This is a genomic window from Nocardiopsis trehalosi NBRC 14201 (assembly GCF_001552555.1).
GTDB classification, from domain to species: Bacteria; Actinomycetota; Actinomycetes; order Streptosporangiales; family Streptosporangiaceae; genus Nocardiopsis_B; species Nocardiopsis_B trehalosi.
Genome location: NZ_BCRK01000084.1, coordinates 1 through 24,783, shown reverse-complemented (window position 1 = coordinate 24,783; position 24,783 = coordinate 1). Strand labels below are relative to the sequence as shown.

General features: G+C 75.9%; 15 protein-coding genes and 1 pseudogene. 5 read left to right on the top strand and 11 right to left on the bottom strand.

Features of this window, described 5'->3' with window-relative positions; all coding sequences use genetic code 11:
* Positions 1-55 precede the first annotated feature (55 nt).
* Both NT8_RS15935 and NT8_RS15930 read right to left on the bottom strand, forming a co-directional pair.
* Entirely contained in the window at positions 56-1,132 is a 1,077-nt protein-coding gene (locus NT8_RS15935) for an SDR family NAD(P)-dependent oxidoreductase (protein ID WP_245646204.1), read from the bottom strand.
* A gap of 47 nt (positions 1,133-1,179) precedes the next feature.
* Positions 1,180-3,771 (bottom strand): ATP-dependent Clp protease ATP-binding subunit, encoded by a 2,592-nt coding sequence (locus NT8_RS15930; RefSeq protein ID WP_084468989.1) that lies wholly within the window; start codon positions 3,769-3,771, stop codon positions 1,180-1,182.
* Positions 3,772-4,612: 841 nt separating this feature from the next.
* Here NT8_RS15930 and NT8_RS15925 point away from each other — a divergent pair.
* On the top strand, positions 4,613-7,561 hold the full coding sequence (locus tag NT8_RS15925) for a type I polyketide synthase (RefSeq protein WP_067970041.1): 2,949 nt from the start codon (positions 4,613-4,615) through the stop codon (positions 7,559-7,561).
* A gap of 41 nt (positions 7,562-7,602) precedes the next feature.
* Here the strand turns inward: NT8_RS15925 and NT8_RS15920 are convergent, their stop codons facing one another.
* A complete protein-coding gene (locus NT8_RS15920) occupies positions 7,603-8,430 on the bottom strand; it encodes a carbohydrate ABC transporter permease (RefSeq protein WP_067970038.1) in 828 nt (275 codons plus the stop codon).
* Positions 8,427-9,359 (bottom strand): carbohydrate ABC transporter permease, encoded by a 933-nt coding sequence (locus NT8_RS15915; RefSeq protein WP_067970036.1) that lies wholly within the window; start codon positions 9,357-9,359, stop codon positions 8,427-8,429. The genes NT8_RS15920 and NT8_RS15915 overlap by 4 nt, the downstream gene beginning before the upstream one ends.
* 621 nt (positions 9,360-9,980) lie before the next feature.
* Between NT8_RS15915 and NT8_RS15910 the strand changes: the two genes are divergently transcribed.
* Positions 9,981-11,408, top strand: coding sequence for an ABC transporter substrate-binding protein (locus NT8_RS15910; protein ID WP_084468988.1), 1,428 nt, complete (start codon positions 9,981-9,983; stop codon positions 11,406-11,408).
* Between the two features lie 46 nt (positions 11,409-11,454).
* On the opposite strand, the gene NT8_RS15905 is transcribed toward NT8_RS15910, so the two are convergent.
* On the bottom strand, positions 11,455-12,279 hold the full coding sequence (locus tag NT8_RS15905; protein ID WP_067970029.1) for a TIGR02452 family protein: 825 nt from the start codon (positions 12,277-12,279) through the stop codon (positions 11,455-11,457).
* 343 nt (positions 12,280-12,622) lie between these two features.
* On the opposite strand from NT8_RS15905, the gene NT8_RS15900 reads away from it, so the two are divergent.
* Positions 12,623-13,780 (top strand): MFS transporter, encoded by a 1,158-nt coding sequence (locus tag NT8_RS15900; protein WP_067970025.1) that lies wholly within the window; start codon positions 12,623-12,625, stop codon positions 13,778-13,780.
* 29 nt (positions 13,781-13,809) lie between these two features.
* Here NT8_RS15900 and NT8_RS15895 read toward each other — a convergent pair whose 3' ends face one another.
* From NT8_RS15895 to NT8_RS15885, 3 genes are all read right to left on the bottom strand, one after another.
* Positions 13,810-14,601 (bottom strand): carbon-nitrogen hydrolase family protein, encoded by a 792-nt coding sequence (locus tag NT8_RS15895; RefSeq protein WP_067970022.1) that lies wholly within the window; start codon positions 14,599-14,601, stop codon positions 13,810-13,812.
* Between the two features lie 181 nt (positions 14,602-14,782).
* The gene (locus NT8_RS15890) at positions 14,783-15,832 is read right to left on the bottom strand and encodes a tartrate dehydrogenase (RefSeq protein WP_067970020.1); all 1,050 of its coding nucleotides are present in this window, start codon (positions 15,830-15,832) and stop codon (positions 14,783-14,785) included.
* A gap of 57 nt (positions 15,833-15,889) precedes the next feature.
* Positions 15,890-16,789, bottom strand: coding sequence for a LysR family transcriptional regulator (locus tag NT8_RS15885; protein WP_067970018.1), 900 nt, complete (start codon positions 16,787-16,789; stop codon positions 15,890-15,892).
* A gap of 174 nt (positions 16,790-16,963) precedes the next feature.
* On the opposite strand from NT8_RS15885, the gene NT8_RS28705 reads away from it, so the two are divergent.
* Positions 16,964-18,574, top strand: coding sequence for an SLC13 family permease (locus tag NT8_RS28705; RefSeq protein WP_084468987.1), 1,611 nt, complete (start codon positions 16,964-16,966; stop codon positions 18,572-18,574).
* 30 nt (positions 18,575-18,604) lie between these two features.
* On the opposite strand, the pseudogene NT8_RS15870 reads toward NT8_RS28705, so the two are convergent.
* A pseudogene (locus NT8_RS15870) lies at positions 18,605-20,143 on the bottom strand (SpoIIE family protein phosphatase); the annotation flags it as partial.
* Between the two features lie 863 nt (positions 20,144-21,006).
* On the bottom strand, positions 21,007-21,531 hold the full coding sequence (locus NT8_RS15865) for a lytic polysaccharide monooxygenase auxiliary activity family 9 protein (protein WP_067970010.1): 525 nt from the start codon (positions 21,529-21,531) through the stop codon (positions 21,007-21,009).
* A 1,444-nt stretch (positions 21,532-22,975) separates the two neighbouring features.
* Here NT8_RS15865 and NT8_RS15860 point away from each other — a divergent pair.
* Complete coding sequence (locus NT8_RS15860) at positions 22,976-23,611, top strand: AAA family ATPase (RefSeq protein ID WP_067970007.1); 636 nt, start codon at positions 22,976-22,978, stop codon at positions 23,609-23,611.
* Between the two features lie 39 nt (positions 23,612-23,650).
* On the opposite strand, the gene NT8_RS15855 is transcribed toward NT8_RS15860, so the two are convergent.
* Positions 23,651-24,535 (bottom strand): aldo/keto reductase, encoded by an 885-nt coding sequence (locus NT8_RS15855; RefSeq protein ID WP_067970004.1) that lies wholly within the window; start codon positions 24,533-24,535, stop codon positions 23,651-23,653.
* Positions 24,536-24,783: the final 248 nt, after the last annotated feature.

The window sequence follows — 24,783 nt, the reverse complement described above, 5'->3', positions numbered from 1 at the left end:
CGGGCCGGCCCCTTCGCGTCGCGGCGGCGCCCGTGGCGTCCGCCGTGCCGCGGGCTCAGCCTCCGGCGGGCCGGTCCGCCGCCTCCTCCTCGGCGCGCGCCTGGGCGGGGATCTGGTTGAACCGTGCGCTCGCCCGGTCGTTGAGGGCGGTGAACCGGCGCAGCAGCGGGTGCTTGGCCGGCGCCCCGGCGTCCAGGCCGCCGCGCTGCTCGGGGTGGTCGGGCATCGACGGCAGGGCCCGGTCGACCACCCGCAGCACCGCCTGGGTCAGCGCCGGGCTGGCGCCGCGCGCGGCGATGACGGCCCGCGCCAATGGGGTGAGAACGAGGTAGCGGCGGCCCCGGGCGACGGCGTCGACGATGCGCCGGGCGGCGCGCTCGGCGTCCACCGAGACCACGGGCATCCCGGCGCTCAGCGCGAACCAGTCGAACTCGTGCTCGGGGTGCCCGGCGAACGCGGCGCGGCGGTGGGAGCCGGTGCGCATCAGGCCGGGGACGACCGTGGTGACCCGGACGCCGTCGGCGTCGAGCGCGGCGTCGAGGCCCTCGGACAGGGCGAGTTCGGCGTACTTGGCGCACGCGTAGGGCAGTAGGTGCGGGGCGCTGACCTGGCCGCCGATGGAGGTGATGGTGACGAGCCGCCCGCGGTTGGCGCGCAGTTCGGGCAGCGCGGCGCGGGTGACGCGCAGCGGGCCCCAGAACATCGTCTCCATGGCCTCGGCGAAGTGCTCCTCCTCCAGCGCGTCGATCGGGGCGACCTGGATGACCCCGGCGTTGTTGACGACGATGTCGAGGCGGCCGAACGCGGAGCGGGCGGCGGCGACGAGGTCGTCGCCGACCTCGGGGTCGCGCAGGTCGCACGGCACGGTCCGGACGTCGGCGCCGCGGTCGGCGAGGTCGGCGGCGGCCCGCCGCAGTTCGTCGGCGTCGCGGGCGCAGATCAGCAGCCGGCAGCCGCGCCCGGCGAGTTCGCGGGCCAGCAGCAGCCCCAGGCCGCGCGATCCGCCGGTGACCAGGGCGACCTTTCCGGTGAGGTCGGCCTCGGGGCGGCGGGCGGTGGCGGCGGCAGCGGCGGCGCCCACCCCCGCTGCGGCGGCGAGTCCGATCAGGGTCCTGCGGGGTCTCGTGCGCACGTCGTTCCTCTCGGTGGTGGGGGCGGGTGCCCGGGACCGGGCACCCCTCAGGCGTGGCCGGGCCGTCCGGGGCCGGCGGCGCCGGCGGGCGGGGCGTCGGCGGCGTGCGGCGGCACGGTGCGCGGGCGCGGGTGGACGGTGAACGCGAGGCCGTCGGGGCCCTGGTCCACCTCGACGCGGTCGCCCGGGGACACCTGGCCGTCGAGCAGCATGGACGACAGCCGGTTGCCGACGTTGCGCTGGATGGTGCGGGCCAGCGGGCGGGCGCCGAACTCGGGCTGGTGCCCGGCGGCGGCCAGCCAGTCGACGGCGCCGTCGGTGAACACGAGGTCGATGTCCTGGGCGCGCAGCCGGCGCTCGGTGCCGTCCAGCAGCAGCCGGGTGATCTGGGCGAGTTCGCGGTCGCCGAGCTTGGCGAAGACGATGATCTCGTCCACGCGGTTGAGGAACTCCGGCCGGAACTCCTCGCGCAGCCGGGCCATGATGCGGTCGCGGGTGGCGTCGCCGGAGGCGGTGGTGCCGCCGGTGAAGCCGATGGGGCCGCCGCCGGTGATGAACTCCGAGCCGAGGTTGCTCGTCATGATGACGACGACGTTGCGGAAGTCGACGGTGCGGCCCTGGCCGTCGGTGAGCCGGCCGTCGTCCAGCAGTTGCAGCAGCAGGTTGAAGACGTCGGGGTGGGCCTTCTCGATCTCGTCCAGCAGCACCACGCTGTAGGGGTGGCGGCGGACCTCCTCGGTGAGCCGGCCGGCCTCCTCGTAGCCCACGTAGCCGGGCGGCGCCCCGACCAGCCGGCTGACGGTGTGGCGCTCCTGGAACTCGCTCATGTCGAAGCGGACCATGCGGTCCTGGGAGCCGAACAGGGCCTCGGCCAGCGCCCGCGCCAGCTCGGTCTTGCCGACGCCGGTGGGGCCGAGGAACAGGAAGCTGCCGATGGGCCGGTCCGGTTCGGCAAGGCCGGTGCGGGAGCGGCGGATCGCCTCGGCCACGGCGGTGACCGCCTCGTCCTGGCCGATGACGCGGGTGTGCAGCCGCTCCTCCAGCCGGGACAGCCGCTCGCGCTCCTCCTGGGTGAGCTGGGCGACGGGGATGCCGGTGCTGCGCGCGACCACCTCGGCGATGTCGTCGACGCCGACCTCGGGCACCTGGGTGGGGCTGGCGGTGCGCGCCTGCGCGATGGACCCGCGGACGCGCGCGATCTCGTCGCGGGTCTCGGTGGCCCGCTCGTAGTCCTCGTCGCGGACGGCCTCCTCCTTGCGGGCCTCCAGTTCGCGCAGCCGCTCCTCCTGCCGGCGCAGGTCGACGCTGGGCGTCTTGGTGCGCAGCCGCACCCGGGCGCCGGCCTGGTCGACCAGGTCGATGGCCTTGTCCGGGAGGAACCGGTCGGAGATGTAGCGGTCGGCGAGTTCGGCGGCGGCCACCAGGCCCTCGTCGCTGAACCGCACCTGGTGGTGCGCCTCGTAGCGGTCGCTGAGCCCGCGCAGGATCTCCACGGTGTCCTCGACCGAGGGCTCCGACACCAGGACGGGCTGGAAGCGCCGTTCCAGGGCGGCGTCCTTCTCGATGTCCTTGCGGTACTCGTCCAGGGTGGTGGCGCCGATGATGTGCAGCTCGCCGCGGGCCAGCGCGGGCTTGAGCATGTTGCCGGCGCTCACGGCGCCCTCGGCGCCGCCCGCGCCGACGACGGTGTGCAGCTCGTCGATGAACACGAGCAGCCGGTCGGCGTTGGCGCGGATCTCCTCCACGAGGTTCTTCAGCCGCTCCTCGAAGTCGCCCCGGTAGCGGGTGCCGGCGACCACCCCGGCGAGGTCGAGCTGGATGAGCCGGCGCCCGCTGAGCGTCTCGGGGACGTCGTCGTCGGCGATGCGCTGGGCGATGCCCTCCACGATGGCGGTCTTGCCGACGCCGGGGTCGCCGATCAGGACGGGGTTGTTCTTACGCCGGCGGGCCAGCACCTCGATGGTCTGCTCGACCTCGTCGTCGCGGCCCACCACCGGGTCCAGCCGGCCCTCGGCGGCGAGCGCGGTCATGTCGGTGCCGTGCTCGTCCAGGTTGGGGGTGTCGCTCCGCGTCCCGGCGGCCGCCGGGGGCGCCCCCGCCCCGCCGTGCGCGGCCCGCTCCGCCCCCTGGAGCGATTCGGGGGTGACCCCCGACTCCGCCAGCATCCGGCCCGAGGCGGACTCGCCGTTGACGGCGAGCGCGAACAGCAGGTGCTCGGGCGCGATGTAGCGGCGGCCCGTGGCGCGGGCGATCTGGTGGGCGTCGAGCAGGGTCCGCTTGGCCGACGGGGTGAGCATCGGCGTCCCGGGGCCGGCCGGCGGCGCGTGCTCGGCCTCCGCCTCGGCGGCGCGCTCCAGCGCGTCGGGGTCCGCCCCGGTGCGGCCGACCAGGTCCCGGGCCGGCGCGTAGCGCAGCAGCGCCCACAGCAGGTGGGCGGCGTCCAGGTCGGTGTGGTCGGCGTCGGTCGCGCGGGTGAGCGCCTCGGCGACCACCTCGCGGGCCTCGCCGTCCATCAGCCGGGACAGGTCCACGCGCTGGGCGGAGCGGCGCGGGCCGACGGGCCCGCCGAAGAAGCGCGCCAGGAACTCCTCGAAGGACCGCGGGTCGAACCCGCCGTCCCCGGGGCGGTCGTATGCCATCGGTGTCCTCCTCGTGGTGCGGGCGGGCGGCGCGGAGGGTTCCCCGCCGCCCGGCCGGCCGTGCCCGGCTTCCGCCCGGTCGGAGGCCGCCCTTCGGGCGCGCCGGCCGGGCCGGGACGCCGTGCGGCGGCCGCCGTCGGGCGCGGCGGTGCCGCCGCTCACCGGCGGGCCTCCATGAAGGGCCTCGGCTACCCACCGCTGCCGGGAGCGAAACGATCACCGGCCGCCCGACCGGGCGGACCGGGGCGGAGGGCGGCGGGGCGCCGCCCGGGCCGGGCCCGCCGGTGCCGCGGCGGTCGCCGGCCACCGGTTCCCAGGGGGCGAACGGGCCCCGTCCGCACCGTGCCCCCCACCCGGCACCCGGGTTACGGACAGGCACAGAAGGTCATTGAAGATCTCCCCGTACACCGTTGGACGCGACCGATATGCGGTTTGGCACGGACCGTATCGTCTCATCGCGCGGCAGCGCACCACCCCGCCCACGAACGGACCGCCCGCCTTCGCCCGCGGCCGCGACCTGCGAGGACCACACCCCGCTACGGATGGTGACGGGCCGGGCGGCACCGGCGGACCCCGGATACGGGCCGGCGGAGGGCCGGAGAGGCCGACATCACGCCGTTGTTCCACTTTCAACCGTCCCTGAGGCCGATGCACGCTCGGTCATGGGGGGTACTGCCACACTGGCCCACCGCACAGGGTGCAGGTCGCACACCACCCCCCGTCACTTCCCCCGCTAGAGCGATACCGGAGTTGGTATGTTGCCCGCCTTCCCACCCGAGCCCCGTACGCAACGCACCCCTGCCCGCCGCGCCCCGCGCCGGAGAGCGGAGGCGGATGCCGCATGAACCGCACCGCCGCCATCGTCGGCACGGCCGTGCGCCTGCCGGGCGGGATCACCACCCCGGAGGCTTTCTGGCGCGCCCTGGAGGGCGGGCGCGACCTGATCACCGACCCCGCTCCGCACCTGGCGGACCGGGCCCACGTCCTGCCGGGGGGGATCCTCGACGCCGCGGAGTTCGAGGGGTTCGACGCCGCCCACTTCGGCATCCCCGACGAGGAGCTGGCGCTGATGGACCCGCAGCAGCGCTGGCTGGCCGAGACCGCCGACGAGGCGCTGCAGGACGCCGGGATCGCCCCCCGCACCCTGCGCGGCAGCCGCACCGGCGTGTGGATCGGCTCGGCGGGGATCGACCAGGTCACCATCAACATGGCACCGGGCGCGGGGGGTACCCTCCTCGACGTCATCGGCTCACTGCCCAGCATCCTGGCGGCCCGGGTCGCCTTCCACTTCGATCTGCGCGGCCCCGCGATCACCGTCGACACCGCCTGCTCCTCCAGCCTCGTCGCGCTGGACCAGGCGGTCACGGCGCTGGAGTCGGGGGCCGTCGACACCGCCGTGGTCGGCGGGGGCGGCATCATGCTCACCGACAACGGCAACCGGGCGTTCCGCGCCTCGGGCGTGCTCGCGCCCGGAGGCCGCTGCCGCCCCTTCTCCGCCGACGCCGAGGGCTTCGTGCGCGCCGAGGGCGCCGGGGTCGTCGTGCTGCGCCGCCTGGAGGACGCCCGCGCCGACGGCCTGCGGGTGCGCGCCGTCGTCCGCGGCACCGGGGTCAACGCCGACGGCGCCGGGATGGCGCGCGGCATCTTCCAGCCCAGTACCGAGGCGCAGGCGGAGCTGCTGCGCTGGGTCTACGGGCGGGCGGGGATCGACCCGGCCGACGTGGACTACGTGCAGGCGCACGGCACGGCGACGCCCGAGGGCGACGGCGTGGAGGCGCGGGCGCTGGGCGCGGTGCTCGGGCGCGGCCGCGCCCCGGACGACCCGCTGCTGGTGGGATCGGTCAAGTCCAACCTCGGCCACACCGAGGGGGCGGCGGGCCTCGTCTCGGTGATCGCGACCGCGCTCGCCATCGAGCACCGGCGCATCCCCCCGGTGCTGCACCACGCACCGGCCCGGCGCGGCCTGGCCCGGATGGGGCTGGAGGTGCCCACCGAGGTGCGGCCCTGGCCGGAGCGCGGCCACCCGCCCACGGCCGGGGTCAGTTCGTTCGGCATCGGCGGCACCAACGCGCACGCCGTCCTGCAGGCGCCGCCCCCCGACACCGCGCGGCCGACCCCCGCCCGCCCGCGCCGGCGCGGCGCGGCCCGGCCGCACGTCATCCCGGTGTCCGCGGGCTCCCGGAGGTCCCTCACCGCGACCGCCGGCCGCTGGGCCCCCGTGGTGGCGTCGGCGGCCGACCTCGGCGCGGTCGCCGACACCGCCACCCACCGCCGCGACCACCTGGCCGAGCGCGCGGCCGTCGTGGCGGCCGATCCGGCGCGGGCGGGCGCGGCGCTGGCCGCTCTGGCGGAGGGCCGCGCCCACCCGGCGCTGGTCGGCCCGCACACCGCCCCGGAGCGGCCGTTCGCGGTGCTGGTGTTCTCCGGCCACGGCGCGCACTGGCCGGGCATGGGCCGCGACCTGGTCCGCACCGAGCCGGTGTTCGCCGACGCCCTGCGCGAGGCGCTCGCGGCCCTGGCGCGGCACGTCCCGGCCGAGCGGCTGTGGCGGCCGGGCGGCGATGTGCCGCTGTCCGGGATGGACGCGGTCCAGCCCGCCGTGTTCGCCTTCCAGGTGGCGTCGGCCCGGCTGTGGCGGTCATGGGGCGTGCGGCCCGAGGCGGTGGTCGGCCACAGCCTCGGCGAGGCCGCCGCGGCCCACGTGGCCGGGGTGCTCGACCTGGACGACGCGGCGCGGCTGGTGGCCGAGCGCAGCCGGCTGCTGGCCGAGTCGGCGCCGCTGGGCGGGCTGCTCGCGGTCGGCCTGCCCGCCGACCGGACGGCGGCGGAGCTGGACCGGGAGGGCGGCGGCCTCGACCTGGCCGCCTGCAACGGGCCGGACTCCACCGTGGTGGCCGGTCCGCGACCGAGGCTGGCGGCGCTGTACGCCCGGCTGAAGGAGGCCGGGGTACGGGCCACGCTCCTCGCCGACGACGCCCCCGCGCACAGCTCGCTGATCGCCGACCACGCGCGGCGGCTCGGCCGGGCCCTGGAGGGGCTCGCACCCGCGCCGGGGGAGGTGGCGCTGTGGTCGACGGCGACCGGTGAGCGCGCCGACGGCACCGCCATGGGGGCCGACTACTGGGCGCGGCAGCTGCGCGCGCCGGTCCGCCTGTATCCGGCGGTGCGCGCGCTGGCGGAGGGGGCGGCCGAGCGGCGGCGCACGCCGGTGCTCATCGAGGTCGCCGCCCGGCCGGTGCTGGCCCCGTCGCTGATGGCCACCCTGGCCGAGGCGGCGCCGGACGTGTCCGGGTGGGACGGCGACGACCCCGCCGTGGTGACGGGCACCCGGGCCGACGGCGACGAGGCCGCCGACATGGCGCGGGCGCTGGCCGAGGCCGGCACCCGGGGGCTTGCCGTTGCGCGGCCGCGTGCGGCGGCGCCGGCGGTGGCCCTGCCGCTGCGCGTCTGGGACCGGCCGCGGGCGCGCGGCGACGAGCAGGCGCACCTGGGCCACGCCGTTGTCGCGGCGTCGACCCCCGGGGAGCGCTACGAGGCCGCCCTAATCCTGGTGCGGGAGCTGGTCGGGGCGGTCGCGGGGCGCGCGGCCACCGAGATCGGGGCCGGGGAGTCGCTGCTGGACCTGGGCCTGGAGTCGCTGGACCTGCTGCGGCTGCGCGCCCGTGCGGCCCGGTTGAGCGGGACCGAGGTGGCGGTCGCCCCCGACGACACGCTGCCCGATGTGGCGCGGACCATCGCCGATGCGGTGGCGCGGCGCCTGGCGGCGGCCGCCCCGGCGGCGGCGCACTGACGCGGTCCCGGTGTCCGGCCGGCGGCCGGGCACCGGGGCCGCTACTCCTTGACCGCTCCGGCGAGCAGGCCGCTGATGAAGCGGCGCTGCAGGAACAGGTAGAGCACGACGAGCGGCAGGGCGACGATGACGGCGGCGGCCGCGGTCACCCCGATGTCGGCGGCCTGCCGGTTGCCGGCGAAGAACGACAGGGCGAGCGGGGCGGTCTGCACCCCGGGGGCGTCGGGGATCATCACCAGCGCGAGCAGGAAGTCGTTCCAGGTGTAGAGGAACACCAGCAGGGCCAGGGTGGCCACCGCGGGCGCCGCGCTGGGCAGGTACACGCGCAGCAGGGTCTGCGCGCGGGACGCGCCGTCGATGGCGGCGGCCTCGCCGAGCGCGCCGGGCAGACCGGAGAAGAAGGTGTGCATCCAGAACACGCCGAGCGACGTCGACAGGCCGATCTGCGGCAGGATCAGCGCCCACCAGGTGTTGACGAGGTCCCAGTCGAGCATCTGCCGGTACAGCGGGATGACGATGCCCTCGTAGGGCAGGACCACGCCGAGCAGCAGCACGCCGAGCACGACCCCGGCGAACGGCACGCGCAGCCGGGCCAGGGCGTAGCCGGCGGGCACGGTGAGCAGCAGGGTGGCGGCCACCACGCAGACCCCGACGAACCCGCTGGACAGCAGGGCGCTGTCGAACCGCCCGCCCGTCCAGGCCTCGGCGAAGTTGGCGAGCGTGAAGCTGCGGGGCAGGCCCATGGGGGTGGGGCGGGCGGCGGGCGTGCTGACCGCCAGGGACAGGATGGCCATGGCCGGGTAGAGCGCCACGACCACCGCGAGGACGAGGACGGTGTGGCTGAGTGCGGTCTCGCGGCGGGCCCTCACGCGGCCGCCCCCTTCCGTTCCCGGAACAGCAGCAGTACCAGGCCGGTCACGGCGAGGATGAGGACGGTCAGCAGCACCGAGATGGCGGCGGCGGTGCCGTAGTCGCGCGTGGTGAACGCGGCGCGGACGATGTAGACGCTGGGCACCGTCGTGGTGGTGCCGGGCCCGCCGGAGGTGGTGTTCCAGACGATGTCGAAGTTGCGCAGCGCCTGGGTGACCGTGAGGACCAGCGCGAACGCGGTCTCGCGCCGCAGGCCGGGCAGGGTCACGGTCAGGAACTCCCGCAGCGGGCCGGCGCCGTCGATGCGGGCGGCCTCGTACAGTTCGGCGGGGATGCGCTGGGCGCCGGCGAGGAACAGCACCATGCACAGGCCGTACATCACCCAGGTTCCGACGAGGCCGACGCTGGGCAGGGCGGTGGAGAACTCGCCCAGCCAGGAGCGGGCGGCGCCGTCGAGGCCGACCAGCCGGAGCAGGCCGTTCACCGGGCCGTCGATGTCGTACATCCACCGCCACGCGACGGCGACGACGACGCCGGACAGGATCTGCGGGACGAACAGCGCGGCGCGGAAGAACGTCAGGCCGCGGATGCGGACGCGCGTCATCAGGGCGGTGAGCGCGAGGCCCACGGCGGTCGGCAGCAGCGCGTAGAACACCACGAACACCAGCGAGTGCCGCAGCGCCTCCAGGATCGCGGGGTCGGCGAGGGCCGCGGTGTAGTTGGCGGCGCCCGCCCAGGTGGCGGTGGTCACCCCGTCCCACTCCCACAGGCTCAGCCACACGGCCTGGCCCAGGGGGACGAGGACGAACGCGGTGAAGAACGCCAGCGCCGGGACGACGTAGAGCAGCGCCGGCCAGTCGCGACGGCGGGCCGGGGCGCGCCGCCGGGGCGGGGCGGCCGCGCGGACGGCGGCGGCCGGGGCGGTCACGTCCGCGGACCGGGCGCGGCGGGTGCGTCCGGCCGCTGCGCCGGCCGGGGGTGGGGACGGCGGCGGGTGCCCCCGCGGCGGCGCCCGCCGGGTGCACGGAAGGGGTTCATGCGGAGGGATCTTACATAACCGCAGGAGGTGACGTACGCAACATTTCGGAGATATGACCGAATTGTTCGCTATGCACCATAAGATCACCGTCCGCCGCTCCGTGCCCCTTTCCGTTGACCGAGCGTGACGCCCTCCTCCGCGTTCCGCGTTCGCCTCCTGCGTGTTTTATCGTTATTTCCGGCTTTTGACCGCATTGGTGCTCTACGTCGCTTTCTCCGGTCGCACCGCCACGGAAAAGGCCCGCGACCACGGGAGAAGCCGTCGGCCGGGCGCCCGGCGGGCCGAGCCCGCACCGATTTCCGGCGTGTCGACATCGGTCCAGCTCACCGCTACCCTCCGGAGGGCCACGCGCCGGTATGGGCCGCCCCCGGGACGCTTTGTAACGATTCGAGAACCTGGGGTAAACGGTGACCAATTGACCTGGACTGCGTGGAGTGCCCCTTGTTAAGCATTTGGGATCACATCGCCCATGGGGCTTTGGAGCCATTCCAATCCCTGGAGGAACCCGAGATGACCTCTCTCCGCATGACCTCCCGCGGACCCGGCGCCGGACCGGCCCCCGCGCGCCGCGCCCTCGGCGCCCTCGGGACGGTGCTGGCCGCGTGCCTGGCCGCCTCGTCGTGCGGCCCGCCCGGCGGCGACGACGCGTCCGGCCCGTACCGGCTGAGCGAGGAGGAGACGGTCACCGCCCCCTTCACCGAGGGCGATGTCGCCGACCTGGGCGACACCACGCTGCGGGTCTGGGCGGACAAGAACGAGCAGGGCACCCTGGAGGCCCTGGTCCCCCGGTTCGAGGAGACCTACCCCAACGTCACCGTGGACGTCACCTACAAGAGCTTCGACGACCTCACGGCGACGGTGGTCCCCGCGCTCCAGTCGGGCGGCGCCGACGCGCCCGACCTGGTGCAGGGCAACCAGGGGTACTCGGTCGACGGCGCCCTGGTGCAGGGCGGGCTGATCCGGCCCATCGACGACCTCGCCGACGCCTACGGCTGGGAGGAGAACCTCAGCCCGTCGTTCCTCGGCTCGATGCGCTGGGACGAGGACGGCCGGCGCTTCGGCCAGGGCACCCTCTACGGGCTGCACCCGGTGACCCAGATCGTCAGCGTCTTCTACAACAAGCGCAAGCTGGAGGACCTGGGGCTGGAGCCTCCCGAGACCTTCGCCGACCTGGAGGCCGCGCTGGCGGCCGCCAAGGAGAACGGGGAGCAGCCGATCATCCTCGGCAACGCCGACCAGTACCCGGCGTTCCAGGTGTTCGGCATCATCCAGGGCGCCTACAGCGAGCCGCTGGAGATCAGCGAGTGGATCAACGGCACCGACGGCGCGACCTTCGTGACCGAGGGCAACGTGCGCGCGGCCGACAAACTCGTGGAGTGGACCGAGGAGGGCTACTTCCAGGAGGGCTTCAACGGCCTGTCGGAGGCCGACGCCACCACCCGGTTCGGTGAGGGCGAGGGCGTGTTCTTCATCGGCGGCGACTGGAACGCCGAGGCGCTGGTCGAGGCGGAGGCCGAGGGCATCGGCTTCCTCGCGCCGCCCGTGGGCGAGAGCGGCGGCCACGTCACCCAGGGCTCGTCCGGCCTGCCGTGGCACATCAACTCCGCCACCGAGCGGCTGCCCGCCGCCGCCGCGTTCCTGGACATGCAGCAGCAGACCGAGTTCGCCCAGCAGCTCGCCGACCTCGGCCGCATCCCGGTCACCGCCCCCGAGGTCGAGGGGCGCGACGAACTGGCCCAGGAGACCATCGCGGCGGTGACGGCCACGCTCGCCGACGACGGCCAGGTGGGCTACCTCGACTGGGCCACCGACACGATGTACGACACCCTGGCCTCCAGCACCCAGGAGCTGATGGACGGCCGGATCGACACCGACGAGTTCCTGGGCCGCGCCCAGGACGACTGGCAGTCGTTCCAGAGCGAGCACCTGGCCGAGTGACACCGTCCGCCGCCGCGCCGCCGACCGGCGGCGCGGCGGCGGGCGCTCAACCCGTGAAGGCGTCCCCGAACGGGGTGCGGACGGCGGGGTCGCGGTCGAGGATCGCGAACACCACCCGGTGGAAGACCCCGGCGAACCCGCCGTGGAGGTGGTCGGCGAACGCGGCCGCGACCTCGGCCGGGCGGTTGCCGAACACGCCGCAGCCCCAGGCGCCGAGGACGAGGTCGCGGGCGCCCTGGTCGGCCGCCACCGCGAGGACCGCGCCCGCCCGGCGGCGGAGCACGGCCGGGACCAGCGCGGGGTCGCCGGCCCGGTTGCGCTCGATCATCCGCCGGTTGGGCGCGGCCGAGGTCAGGAACGCCACGGGGACCGGCGCGGGCAGCCAGGCGCCGTCGTCGGCCCGGAACACCGGGACCTCCGGGGCGTAGATCACGTGATCGCTGTAGAACAGGTCGCGGTCGGCCCGGTGGTGGGCGTAGTAGTCGGGGCAGCGCACCAGCGCGTCCCACAGGGCGCTGGAGCGGGCCAGGCTCTCCTCCTGGGCGCGGGCGCCGTCGGCCACACCGCCGCCGGGGTTGCGGGCCGACGCGAAGTTGAGCGCGGCCACCCGGCGGCCGCTGTCGGCGGGGCCGTCCCCGGCCAGCCGGACGGCGGCCGCGAGCGTGCTCTCGCCGGTGACCTCGAACCGGGTGGCGGCGCCGCCACCCGGGGCGGGCGCGCCGGGGGCGTCGCCGGGCCGGTAGAGCCGGACCCCGGCGCGCATGGCGGCCAGGTGCGGGGTGAGGTCGACCGTCCGCCCGCCCGCGGAGTAGCGCCCGGACTCGAACGCCTCGCGGGTCTCGCGCCACCGCTCCCGCATCCGCTGCGACATGCGTCCTCCCCTCCCCCGGGCCGTTCCCGTCCGCTCGGCCGCTGCGGAACACTACCGCCCCCGCCCCGCCGCGGCCCACCGGTTTTTCCGGCGGCGGGCCGGCACCCCGGGAGGGGCGCGCGGGCGCGGCGACCGGCGGGGCCCGGTGATCTGCGTCATGCGCCCCCGCGTCGCCGCAGCTCAGAGCGGTGGACCTACCGGCGGAGCGTCCACCTGCCGAGACGGAGGTTGCCGATCCGCGGACGCCGTTGGTAGGGGTGGAGCGCACTTCTGTTAGTTACGCTAACGAACTCTCGCACGGGGCACCGCACCGCCGCCGCGCGGGGGAAGATCGGATCACCCGGTGAATTGGTTCCTTCGTGTCCTCCTGCACGGAACCCTGTTCCACGGAGCGTTCTCCACCATCCGCCCCGTCATCTCCTACCGCGCCCTGGAGATGGGCCTCGGCCCGGTCTGGCTGGGCGTCTTCAGCGCGGCGTTCTCCCTGCTGCCGCTGCTGGTGGCGCTGCCGATCGGCCGCTGGGTCGACCTGCACGACGAGCGCCCGGCCTACTACGCCGGCAGCGCGCTGCTCACCGCGTCCGCGCTCGGCCTCACCTACGCCTACGCGCCCTGGGCGATCCTGCTCTGCGCGGCGGGCGCCGGGACCGGCGTGATCCTGGCGATGGTCGCCGCCCAGGCGATGGTGGCCAACCGTTCGCCTCGGTCGGCGTTCGACTCCCGGTTCGGCATGTTCGCGCTGGCCGGGTCGGCGGGGCAGCTCCTCGGCCCGCTGCTGCTGTCCGCGCTCGCCGCGTCCGAGCCCGCGTCGCTGACCGTGCCCGCCTTCATGGGCACCGCGGTGGCCGCCGCCGGGTCGCTGGTCGCCCTCATCGGCATGCCCGCCCCCGACCGGCCCCGACCGAAGGCCGGCGCCGCGCCGCGCGTGCGCGCCGCCGAGGTGCTGCGCGCGCCGGGGGTGACCCCGGCCATCGTGGCCAGCCTCATGGTGCTCGCCGCCATCGACATGACCGTCGTCTACCTCCCGGCGCTCGGCGAGGAGCGCGGCATCCCGGCCGCGACGGTGAGCCTGCTGCTGGCGGTCCGCGCGGGCGCCTCGGTGGTCTCCCGGGCGTTCATGGGCATGGCCGTGGCCCGCGCCGGGCGGCACGCGGTACTGGTGGCCAGCCTGGTGCTCTCGGCGGTCTGCGTGGCGGCGGTGGCCGCCCCGCTGCCGGCGTGGGCCCTGGCGGCCGCGCTCGCCGCGGCCGGGCTGGGGCTGGGCATCGGCCAGCCCCTCACCATGGCGTGGGTGGCCGACGCCGCCGCGCCGCGGGCGCGCGGGACCGCCATGGCGCTGCGCATGTCGGGCAACCACCTCGGCTCCACCGTCCTGCCGCTGGCGGCGGGCGCGGTCGCGGGCGGGCTGGGCGTCGCGGCGATCTTCGTGTCCTTCGGCGCGGGCCTCGCGGCGGTCGCCGCGCTCCTCCGCCGCCCCCGCCCCGCTCCGGGGGCGGCCTAGCGTCCGTCTCCCGCCGGGGCGCGGGCCGGTCAGAGGCGGGCGTTGGCGAGCACCGGGATCGCCGACCGGACCCGTGCCGCCGCGTCGGGGTCGACGTCGGCCACCAGCATGCCCGGGGCGGCGCCCAGCGCGTCGGCCACGGCGCCGTCGGGGGCGACGACCGCGCTGCGGCCGACGCCGCGCGGCGCGGTGCCGGTGACCTCCTCGCCCCAGGCGGCCGGATCGGCCTGCCCGCAGGCCAGGATCCAGGAGGTGGAGTCGAGCGCCCGGGCGCGGGTGAGCAGCTCCCACTGCGCCGACTTGCCGGGCCCGGCGCCCCACGACGCGCAGACCGCGATCATGGCGGCTCCGTCGCGCGCCAGCCGCCGGTACAGCTCCGGGAACCGCACGTCGTAGCAGGTGGTGAGGCCGATCCGGACGCCGTCGACCTCGATGGCCACCGGAGTGTCGCCCGGTTCGACGGTGTCGGACTCGCGGTGCCCGAACGCGTCGAAGACGTGGATCTTGCGGTACTCGGCGGCGACGCCCGGCCCGGCGGCGAGCAGCACGTTGCGCACCCGCCCGCCCGTCCCCGGGGTGAACATCCCGGCCACCACGGCGATCCCGGCCTCCTCGGCGGCCCGGCGCACCCCGGTCGCCCAGGGGCCGTCGAGGGGTTCGGCGGCGGCCGCGAGGTCGGCGCCGAAGCGGACCATGGCGGCCTCGGGGAACACCGCCAGCCGGGCGCCCGCCTCCGCTGCGGCGCGGACCCCGTCGCGCACGGCGGCGAGGTTGGCGGCGGGGTCGCCGGTGGACCCGATCTGGCAGAGTGCGACGCGCATGTGTGTGGTCCTTCCGCTCCGGTGGACCGCGTACCCCCTCGGCGCGCGCCCACCCCTCCAGGGTGGCGGACCGCCGGCGCGGACCGCCAGTCGGGCGCGCGGACACCGCGTGGTCGGTTCCGGCGTTCTCCGCGACCCTCCGGCCCCGGGCGGGCGCCCGCGGCGCCCGCCCGCCGCCGGGTCAGAGCCGGGCGAGGACCGCGCGGGTGAACTCCTCGGTGGTGGCCGACCCGCCCAGGTCGCCGGTGCGCACGTCGGTCTCGGCGAGGACCCCGGCGATCGCGCCGACCACGCCGGCCCCGGCCTCGGCGTGCCCGAGGTGGTCGAGCATGAGCGCCGCCGACCAGATGGCGCCGATGGGGTTGGCGATCCCCCGTCCGGCGATGTCGGGCGCCGAGCCGTGCACCGGCTCGAACATGGACGGGAACTCCCGCTCGGGGTTGAGGTTGGCCGAGGGGGCGATGCCGATGCTGCCGCCGACGGCGGCGGCGAGGTCGCTGAGGATGTCGCCGAACAGGTTGGAGCCGACGAGGACGTCGAACCGCCCCGGGTCCAGGACGAGCTTGGCGCACAGCGCGTCGATGTGCTCCTGGCCCCAGGAGACGCCGGGGTTGAGGGCGGCGCGCTCGGCGACGATCTGGTCCCAGAACGGCAGGGTGTGCACGATGCCGTTGGACTTGGTCGCCGAGGTGACGTGCTTGCGGCGGCCCGCGGCGAGCGCGAAGGCGAAGTCGACGACGCGGGTGACCCCGGCGCGGGTGAACACCGACTCCTGGACCGCCATCTCCTCGGGGAAGCCGCGGTTGAGCCGGCCGCCCACCTCGCTGTACTCGCCCTCCACGTTCTCGCGGACGACCACCAGGTCGATGTCGCGGGCGTCGCGCAGCGGGCTGTCGATGCCGGTGAAGACCCGCACCGGGCGCAGGTTCACGTACTGGCGGAAGGCCCGGCGGATGGGGATGAGCAGCCCCCACAGCGAGATGTGGTCGGGCACGCCGGGGGCGCCGACGGCGCCGAGGAACACGGCGTCGTGGCCGCGCAGCCGGTCGATGCCGTCCTCGGGCATCATCGCGCCCTCGCGCAGGTAGGTGTCGCACGACCAGTCGAACTCCTGGTAGGCGAAGTCGATGCCGTGGGCGCGCCCGACGGCGTTCAGGACCTCCAGCGCGGCGGGGGTGACCTCGTGGCCGATCCCGTCTCCGGGGATCACGGCGATGCGGTGCGTCGTCATGGCCACGATTCAAGCAACGCCGGGGGTCCGGCGTCCAAGACGGCCCCTCGATGCCCCTTATAGGCGCGTTCTATCCGCGGTGTCGGCCGCGAGGGCGACGGCGAGGAACTCGGCGGCGGCCGGGGTGAGCGGGCCGGTGCGGCTGACGAGCGCCAGGTGGACGTGGGCGGGCGGGTCGAGGTCGCAGACGACCGCCCCGGCGCGCTCGGCCAGTGGGCGCCACGCCTCGGCCATGATGGCCACCCCCACGCCCTTGAGGACCAGCGGCAGCAGCGCCTCGCGGTGCTCCGACTCCACGGCGATCGTCACGTCGACGCCCGACATCCGGATCTCCTCGGCCAGCCGGCGCATCCCGGTCCCGGGCTCGCCGACGATGAGCCGCTGCCCGGCCAGGCGCTCGCGGGGCAGCGGGGCGCCGGGCGTGAACGGGCCGCCGGGCGGGGCGACCAGCACGAACCGCTGCCGTTCGACGGGGTGCAGCCGGACGTCGGAGACCGCGGGCAGTTCGCGCGCCGACAGCAGCCCCAGTTCGGTGGCGCCGCTGCGGACCGCGTCGATGACGGCGTGCGGGACGGGCGCGGCGCGCAGCACCAGCTCCACCCCCGGGTAGCGCCCGGCGAAACGGTGGATCATGCTGCTCAGCGGCTCCACGGCGGGCGAGGGCATGGAGGCGATGCCGATGCGCCCGGTGCGCATGCCGGTGACCGAGTCGACGCTGGCCCGCGCGACCTCCAGGCTGCGCACGGCCTGCCGGGCGGGTTCGATGAGCGCGTGCCCGGCCTCGGTGAGTACGACGCGCCGGCCGAGGCGGTGGAACAGCGGGCTGCCGAGGTCCTTCTCCAGGGTGCGCACGGCCTGCGACAGCGACGGCTGGGCGATGAACAGGGCCCGGGCCGCCCGGTTGAAGCCGCCGTTGTCGACGACGGCGAGGAAGTACTCCAGTTGCCGGACGTCCACCCTGTCCCCCGTCCCGTGCGCACCACGCGCCCCGCGCGACCTATAGGCACAGCCTTGCACACAAGTAGCCAACGGGTGTTGGACCGGTGGCGCACCGGGTCCTTGAATGATCGGAAGGTTTCCGATGGATGTCCGCCGGTCGGCGGACTCCGGCCCTTGAAGGAGCGACCCCCCATGGCATCCGACGAGGCTCGGCCCCCCGAGAGAACCGACGTCGACGAGGCGCTGCTCGGCGGCGCCACCTACCGCAGCCTCGGCGAGCAGCGGCTGTCGCCGGCCGAGGAGCGGTTCGAGAAGGCCCGCCGCACCACCGGGTTCTGGCTGGCGCCACTGGTCTCGGTCGTCTTCCTGCTGCTGCCCCTGAACCTCGACCCGGCCCAGCACACGCTCGCCGGCGTCCTGCTCGGCGTCATCGTGCTGTGGGTGACCGAGCCCGTGCCCATCCCGATCGGCGGGCTCATCGGCGTCGGCGCGATCGTGGTGCTGGGCGCGGCGCCCGCCGACGAGGCGCTGGCCCCGTTCGGCTCCTCGACCATCTTCACCTTCATCGGGGCGTTCATCCTGGCGCAGGCCATGCTCCAGCAAGGGCTGGCGCGGCGGTTCGCGTTCCGCATCCTGTCGCTGCCGGGCGTCGGCAACTCCACCCCGCGGCTGATCATGGCGTTCGGCGCCATCACCTGCCTGCTGTCGGCGTTCGTGTCCAACACGGCGACGGTGGCCATGCTGCTGCCGACGGCGCTGGGCCTGCTCGCGGTCATCGCCAAGCTGCTCCAGGACAAGGGCCTGGTCGCGCCCGACTTCGACCCGCTGCGGCTGCGCGTCGGCGCGGCGCTGGTGCTGATGCTCGCCTACGGGGCCAGCGTCGGCGGCCTGCTGACCCCGGTGGGCAGCCCGCCCAACCTCATCGGCCGCGGCCTGATCGAGGAGGCCACCGGCGAGCGCATCTCCTTCGCCCAGTGGATGGCCACCGCGGTGCCCCTATGCGCGATCATGTTCGCGCTGCTGTGCGTGGTCCTGCTGCTGCTCAACCGGCCGGAGATCCGGCGCATCGAGGGCGTCGAGGAGTACGTGCGGGCCGAGCGCGCCGCCCTGGGGCGGATGTCGCGGGGCGAGAAGAACACCCTGGTGGCGTTCGGGGTGACCGTCACGCTGTGGATCCTGCCGGGCGTGGTGGCGCTGGCGGCGGGCACCGACTCCGCTGTGTACGAGACCGTCAGCGGCCGGCTCAACGAGGGCGTCGTCGCGGTGCTGGGCGCGGCGCTGCTGTTCCTGCTGCCCACCGACTGGCGCCGGCGCGAGTTCACCCTCAACTGGAGCGACGCCGCCCGGATCGACTGGGGCACCATCCTGCTGTTCGGCACCGGCATCATCTTCGGCAGCCTGCTGGAATCGACCGGGCTGGCCGAGACCATCGGCGCGTCGGCCTCCGACGCGCTCGGGCTGACCAGCGTCTTCGCGATCACGGCGTTCGCCGTGGTGCTGGCCATCGTGGTGTCGGAGACCACCAGCAACACGGCGGCCGCGGCGGTGGTGGTGCCGATCGTCATCCCGATCGCGATGGCGGCGGGGGTCGACCCGTTCGTGCCCGCCCTGGCGGCCACGTTCGCGGCGTCATTCGGGTTCATGCTCCCGGTGTCGACCCCGCAGAACGCCATCGCCTACGGGTCGGGGGCGGTGCGCATCACCACCATGATCCGGTCGGGCATCACCTTCGACGTCGCCGGCGCCCTGCTCATCATCTTCGGGCTGCCGGTCATGGTCGCCATCACCGGTATCGGCGGGTGACGGCCCGGGGCCGCCGGGGCGCAGCAGCATCAGGGCGACGTCGTCGCTGCGCTGCGACGCCTCGGCGGCCCCGCGGGTGAGGTCGGCGACCGCCGCGTCCAGGTCGTCGCCGCCCACCCGCTCCAGGCGGCGGGCGAGCGCGGCGACGGCGTCGTCCATGTCGGTCCCGGGCTCCTCCACCAGCCCGTCGGTGTAGAGGGCGAGCACCGACCCCGGCCCGAACGGCACCCGCACCCGCGGGTAGTGGGCGTCGGGGAGGACCCCGAGCAGCACCCCGCCGGGGACGTCGAGCACCCGCGCGCGGCCGTCGGGCGTGCGCAGCAGCGGTTGCGGGTGGCCGGCGCGGGCGAGTTCGGCGGTGGCGCGGCGCAGGTCGGCGCGGAAATAGACGCAGCTCGCGAACAGCCCGGGGTCGAGGTCCACGAGCATCCGGTTGGTGAGGGCCAGCACCTCGCCGGGGTGGCCGCCGGAGGTGGCGGTGTAGGCGCGCACGGCGGTGCGCACCTGGCCCATGAGGGCGGCCGCGCCCACGTTGTGGCCCTGGATGTCGCCGATGACGGCGGCGACGGTGTCGGCGTCGACGCGGATCAGGTCGTAGAAGTCGCCGCCGATCTCCATGCCCTCGGTGCCGGGCAGGTAGCGGGCGGCGGCCGCCAGGCCGGGCACGCGCGGCAGGGCGCGGGGCAGCAGGCCGACCTGGAGGCCGTGGGCGAGGTCCTGCTTGGCGTCGTAGAGGCGGGCGCGCTCCAGCGCCTGGGCGACGAGGCCGCCGAGCGCGTTGAGCACGACGCGCTCCTCCACCGGGAAGCGCCGCGGCCGGCCGAACGCCAGCACGCAGGCGCCCACCGAGCGCCCCGAGGTGATGAGCGGCAGGAACGCCCACGCCGCGAGGCCGCCGTCGGCGTGGGCGTCGGCGCGCCCCCGGTAGGCGCGCTCCAGTTCGGCGGGGGACTCGATGAAGGCGGGGACGCCGGTGAGCAGGGTCCGGGCGCCGGGGGTGCGCAGGGTCAGCGGGGTGCTGTCGAAGGCGGCGACGGTCTCGGACGGGTAGCCGCGCGAGCCCATGACGCACAGGTGCCCGCTGCGGGCGGCGAGCAGGGCCAGGGCGCGGCCGCCGAACGCGGGCATGATCTGGTCGGCGACGAGGTCCACGACGTCGCGCACGCCCACGGCCTCGGTGAGCGCGCTGGCCAGGTGCAGGATGTGGTAGATCGCCCCTGCGCTGACGGAGGCGGCGGGGTCGTCGGCGGGCCCGGTGTCCGCGCCGGAGGCGCGGGTGTAGCGGGGGCGCGTGGGGGTGACCCGGACACTGATGCCGGTGGTGTCGGGGTACAGGTCGAAGGAGAGCCACCGGCCGGGCGGGCGCAGCGCGGTGAACGCCGTGGGCCGGCGGCTCATCACCGCGGCGCGGTAGCGGTCCTCGAACAGCGGGTGGCGCAGCCACGGCAGCACCGCCCAGGGGACCTCGCCGAGGAGCCGGTCGACGGGCGCGCCGAGCAGGTCGGCCGCAGCGGAGGTGACCACGGTCAGCCGGCCCTCGGTGTCCAGGGCGCACATGCCGTCGGGCATGCGGGCGACCATGGCGGGGAGCGGGTCGGCGTCGGCCGCGACGGCGGGGGTGTGCGGCCGGACGGGGGCGCGCACGGGGCGCCCGGCGCGGTCGGCGTCGGCGAGGACGGCGGTGAGGTGGGCCGCCCCCGCGGCGAGGCGGGCGCGTTCGCCGGGGCCCAGCCGGTCGGGGTGGCCGCCGGGCCACAGCACGAACACCGCGCCGTACACGGTGGTGGTGGAGGCCAGGGGGACGGCGGCGAGGGGGAACTCGTAGGGCAGGGTGATGGCGGTGCGCGGGTAGCGCCGCGCCATCTCGGCGGCGCCGCCGACCCACACCGTGCGGCGTTCGCGCAGGGCGTCGGCGACGGGCAGGGAGACGGAGGTGCGGACGCGCTCCCAGGGGCGGGTGATGGCGCGGGGCAGCCCGGCCAGGACGGCGAGGGCGAGGACGGGTTCGCCGGGGGTGAGCAGGAAGACGCCGCCGGCGTGCGCGCCGAGGCCGTCGAGCAGGGCGGTGAAGTCCTCGCCGAGGCGGATGAGCCCGCTGCGCGGGCGGGGGCGCTCGTGCGGCGCGCTCTCCTCGTGCACGGCTCCCCCCGTCGCCGACTGGTCGGACGCGGCCGCGCTCCGGGCCGACGGCCCGGCGCGGGCCCATGACCTGAGGATACGCGCGGCCCCGGGGGGCGCCGAGGAGCCGCGCCAGCGCGGCGGGGGCGGGGAGCGGGACGGTCGGGAGGGGTGGTGCGGAGGGTGGTGCCCGCCGCGCACCGCCTCGTGGGCGGGTGCGCGGCGGGGGGCGCGGGGCGCGGCCGGGGGTGCGTGCCCCGGCCGCACGGCGGACCGTGCGGCCGGGGCCGACGGGGCAGGGGGCGTCCGCCGGGTCAGGCGGCGCCGACGTTGAGGTCGACGCAGGCGTAGAAGGCGTTGGCGGTGTCGTACACGTTCCACACGGCGAGCAGCTTCTGATGGCCGCGGTAGCCGCTCAGGTTGATGTTGTGGGTGACGGAGGCCGGGGGCTGGGCGCCGTTGTCGTTGAACGACGCGACGCGGGTGTTGCCGATGTAGTAGTCCCAGGTGCTCGTGCGGTGCCGCGCCGTCAGGGTCCAGGTGAAGGGCACCGAGGTGCCGACGTTGTGGACCCGCCAGCCCTTGCTGTCGTCGTTCAGTTCGGCGAACCGGCTGTTGCCGCCGGCGCAGTCGCGCAGGCCCTTGGGGCCTTCGACGCTCTGCGGCTCCCACCGGATGGCGCCGCAGGAGACGGTGCCGGCCGCGCACTGGGCCTGCCGGCTGGCCGGAGAGGAGACGTAGCCGTGGGCGTAGGCGGTCCCCGAGGGCAGCACCGCGAAGAACAGGGGCGCGGCGGCGGCGACGGCCGCGGCGGACAGGAGCCTTCTCTTCAGTTTCATGCCAGGTCCTTCTGGGATGTTCCGCGCCCCCCGGGGAACGGCCGGAGGCGCGTCCCGGGGACGCGGGGGCGCGGAGCGGGTGCGGGGGAGCAGGGGCCGCGGAAGGCCCCCGGTGAGGGACCGGCGCGCCGCCGCCCGTCGCACGGCGGCCCGGGGCCGCGGTGCGGTGGGGGAATCGTGTGGTGCGCATCGGTCCCCTCGGCTTCGTCGGGTGAGGGTGCCGGCGGGGGGGGTGACCCGCGCGGCGGAGAGGCTCCGCGGTGGCTCCGGACGGCCGCCGGCCGGACCGCCCGGAATCGCATCACCAATCCGAGCGAAACCGTAATTCGGCGTTCACGGACGGTCAAGAGGGGGTGCGGCCGGGCGGCGCTGCGGAGCGCGGAAATCAAATCGGAAAGGGCGCGCATTCCCCCGGCGCGCACCCGATCCGGTATTGCGCCGCGCGAATGCACCGGAGCCGCTTCCACCTGCCCGTCCACGCGCGGCGGGGTGCGCGCGGTCTGCCCGCGCCGGGTTGTGCAATGCACAACCGGTAACAGTCCACTTACCCGGAGGCCAGACTTCACCGGCATCCGCGGACCACCACGCGCGCCACCCCCTCGCCCCTCAGACGCCTCCCACCTTCACATCCACCGCGCCGCGCGGGAGCGCGCTCCGCGCCCGGCCGCCCCCGAGCGACCGCCGCCCGCTCCCCCGGCGGCCCGCCGGACCCGCCGCCGGACCCCTCGCCCGGGACGCCCGCCCTCCGGGGCCGCCACCCCGGAGAAAGGCCGGAGGAAATGGCCCCGATCGGCCATTATCCGTTTTCCTCGGACACCCGCGCGATCCCCTTCGTCTCCACCCGGAGATAAACCAATGACAAACAGTCGGGAATCATCATCCGGAAAATCACCCGGACGCGCGGAAACGGCGGCGGCGCCCCGGCGCCACTGCGGTACGGCACCGCGCCGCACCCTCTCCCGAGGGCGCCCCCGCGCCTTCCCCCGGAGGCCGCCGCGCCACCGCGCCGCCGCCGCGCCCCGCCCTCGGGCGGCGCCCGGCGCCGGGCCGCCCGCACGGCCGCGATCCGCTCCCACGAGGGGTTCCGCACGGCTCCGGAGGTACGCCGCCCCTCCGGGACGCGGGCGCGGGGCGGCGCCGCGCGGCCCGCCCCGCCCCGGCGGCGCCCGGACGGCATCGGCGCCGCAGGGAAATACCCGGTCGAGAGCGGTTCGCCCCTTTCGGCACCCGGGCCGCCGCCCCGGAATGCGCGCACCGCCGAGTACGGTATTCGCGCCGCCGACCGCTCATATTTTAGGAAACTTTCCTATTAATTGGCCAGGGCGCGCTCCCCTGCACCGCTCCCCTGCGCACCCGGACGATTACGGCGCCGAATCCCGGCCGCACCGCGCCGACCCCGCGGAACCCGCCCCGGCGGACCGGGCGGGTCGGTAGGGTCGCCCGGGTGGAGGACCTACGGGCGGTACTCATCGGGGGCACGTCGCACACCGGGAAGACGACGGCCGCCCGCGCGGTCGCGGACCGCCTCGGGTTCGCCCACGTGTCGACCGACCTCCTGGCCCGGCACCCGGGGCGGCCGTGGCGCACCCCCGAGCGGGAGGTCCCGCCGCACGTCGCCGAGCACTACCGCACCCTCGGCACGGACGAGCTGATCGCCTCCGTGCTCGACCACTACGCGCGCCTGTGGCCGCGCATCGCCGACCTGGTCGCCTCCGCCGGAGCCGACGGCGGCGCGGGCCTGGTCGTGGAGGGGTCGGCCGTGTGGCCGACCCGCGCCGCCCGGCTCGGCGTCCCCGGGACGGCCGCCGTATGGCTGACCGCCGACCCCGCCGTGCTCCGCGCCCGCGTCCGCCGCAGCGGGGGCCATCCCGACGCGACGGAGGACGAGCGCCACCTGATCGACCGGTTCGCCGCGCGGGCCGTCCGCTTCCAGGAACTGCTGCTGGACGCCGCCGCCGACGTGGGCGGGACCGTCATCGACAACGGGGCCGACCGGTCGGCCGCCGCCGCGGCCGACGCCGTCCTCACCGCCGTCGCCGCCCGGCCCCCGTCCACCCCGCCCCCCTCCGGCGGCGGCTGACGCGGGCCGGACCGCCGGGTCCGGCGTCCGGGCGCGCCCTCACGCCTCCGGGATGTCCATCCCGAAGGCCTCCCGGGTGACCGCCTCGGGCTCGGGCCCGCCGCGCACGCCCGTGTCGAGCGCGTCGATGGCGGCCAGCTCCTCGGCGCCGAGTTCGAAGTCGAAGACGTCGAAGTTCTCCGCGATCCGCGCGGGCGTCACCGACTTGGGGATGACCTGGCGGCCCTGCTGGAGGTGCCAGCGCAGCATCACCTGGGCCGGGGTCCGGCCGTGCGCCCGGGCGATGCCGAGGATGCGCGGGTCCTCCAGCGTGGACCCGTGGCCACCGTCGCGGTAGAAGGTGATGCCGCCGATGGGCGACCACGCCTGGTCGAGGACGCCGTGCCCGCTGTCGAAGGCGAGCACGTCGGACTGGCGGAAGTAGGGGTGCACCTCGATCTGGTTGACCGCGGGCACGACCCCGGTCTCGGCCAGGAGCCGGGCGAGGTGGTCGGGCATGAAGTTGCTGACCCCGATCGCGCGCACCCTGCCGTCGGCCAGCAGCCGCTCCAGCGCCCGGTAGGCCGCGATGGTGAGGTGGAACTCGCCCGGCAGGGCCTGGTGCAGGATCAGCAGGTCGATCCGGTCGGCCCCCAGCTTGCCCGCGCTCTTGTCGAAGGCGCGCAGCGTCGCGTCGTACCCGTAGTCGCTGATCCAGACCTTGGTCTGCAGGAAGACCTCGGCGCGGTCGAGACCGGAGCGGCGGACCGCCTCCCCGACCTCGCGCTCGTTGCCGTAGGCGGCCGCCGTGTCGACGTGCCGGTAGCCGGTCGCCAGCGCCGTCTCGACGGCGGCGGTGGTCTCCTCGGGGGCCGCCTGGTAGACGCCGAACCCGATGGCCGGGATGTCGACGCCGTTGTTCAGGGTCAGGGTCGGGACGCTCATGGGGCCACGTTAAGCCGACCGGCGGCGGTGGGAGGGGACCGCCGCCGCCGGGCGCGGCGGACCCGGTGGTGCGGTCAGGCGGGGGCGGCGGCCGGGCGGGCGGCGGCCTCGGCCAGCAGGCCGTAGGCGGCGTGCTCGGCGGCGAGCACCTCCTCGGCGGAGAAGCGCCGGGTCCACGGTTCGCCGTCCGCCGGCGCGTGGGCGTCGCGCAGCGCCACCACCGTGGCCGCCAGGCGGTCGCGGGCGGC